The organism is Glutamicibacter sp. BW80 (assembly GCF_002332385.1).
Classification (GTDB): Bacteria; Actinomycetota; Actinomycetes; order Actinomycetales; family Micrococcaceae; genus Glutamicibacter.
In genome coordinates this window covers 1-1449 of sequence record NZ_NRGV01000073.1, presented here as the reverse complement: position 1 = coordinate 1449, position 1449 = coordinate 1, and the positions used below count along the sequence as shown (strand labels likewise).

At 56.7% G+C, this 1449-nt stretch carries 1 protein-coding gene; it reads right to left on the bottom strand.

Annotation, left to right across the window (positions count from 1 at the left end; translation table 11 throughout):
* Positions 1 to 6 precede the first annotated feature (6 nt).
* Positions 7 to 1314: an ISL3-like element ISAar23 family transposase gene (locus CIK76_RS17885; RefSeq protein ID WP_096288990.1), complete on the bottom strand. Its 1308-nt coding sequence runs from the start codon at positions 1312 to 1314 to the stop codon at positions 7 to 9.
* Positions 1315 to 1449 lie beyond the last annotated feature (135 nt).

Here is a 1449-nt window from a genome sequence, read left to right as displayed (position 1 = left end):
GGCTCTTCAGGATTCAGGGTGTAAACGCGATCTAAAGCCACCGGTTTCCAACAATGACCGTGCGATATAGTGCGCCAAATTCGTGAACCCCAAAGCGATACCCCGCAGGTGCTCCAACCGCCCATTGAGTGCTTCAGTAGGCCCATTGGAACTGCCAATGTGATCAAAATACGCGAGGATATCCGGTTTCCGCCTGCGCAGCGTACCACCGAGTTTCTTCAACTCCGGTAAACCCTTCGGCACTTTGGTACCGATCTCGTTGATCAGTTGTTCCATGGCCCACTTCCCGATCTCGGGCTTCTTCTGCCGGTAGGCATCAACCATCCTCTGGTAAACGCTCCAGACCAATTGCACAGGCTCGTGCTTCGCAACGTTGAACAGGTCTTCAACGCGCTGTTTCTGTTTCTCTGTGGCCAGCGATAAACCTGTAGTCAGCGTACGCCGGCACTTATACAGCGGATCATCTTTCCGGCCACGCCGCCCATATTGTTCACGCTGAACTCGTTGTCTGGCCTGGTCCAACGCCTCGGAGCCGAGCTTGACCACATGAAAAGGGTCCAAGACTTCTACGGCTTGGGGCAGTTCTTCAGCAGCAGCGCTTTTGAAGCCGGTGAACCCGTCCATCGCGACCACCTCAACATTGTTTTTCCATGCTTCACCGCGTTCAGCAAGCCAGGTCTTGAACACGGCCTTGGAACGTCCGGGAATCATGTCGAGCAATCGTGCGGTGCCAGTGCCAGCCTTCACCGGGGTGAGGTCAACAATGACCGTCACGTACTTGTTTCCACTTTTGGTATGCCGCCACACGTGCTCATCAACTCCCAACACTTTGACTCCGTTGAACCGGGTTGGGTCATCTATCAGCAGGCGCTGGCCTTCGGCCAGCACTGCTTCGTTGGCGGTATTCCAGGTGACACCGAGCCCTTCGGCAATCCGTGAGACTGACAGGTGCTGGGTGACTAGCCCGGCCAAAGCCCAGCGTAGCCCGGTCCGGCTGATTTTCTGTCGTGGCGCTACCGCTTGGCTGAGGTCTTCACGCCAGACGCGTTGGCAGTGGTTGCAGCGGTAGCGGCGGTGCTTGATCACCAGGACGGTGGGCCGCCATCCGAACGGTTCGTGGGCCAGGCGCCGGGTGACGGTATCGCGTGGATTTCCGGGCGTTCCGCACGTTTGGCACCATGGGTCAGGGTTGGTCACTTGGCAGAGGATCTCAGCTTTCTTCGGCGTGAGGCGCTGCCCGATGGCGGTGAGTCCCAGTCCGTCAAGGTTGGTGAAAGTCGTGAGATTTGCGGGGGTATAGATAGAATGGTGCACAGTCGAGGTCTCTAGAAATGGTTTGTGTGGTAACTTCCATTCTTCTGGAAGGCCTCGACTTTTTAATGCATTGACGACATGCCCGGGATCCGGGGTGTTGGGTTTAGGTGGCTACACTCTCAATTCTGAAGAGCC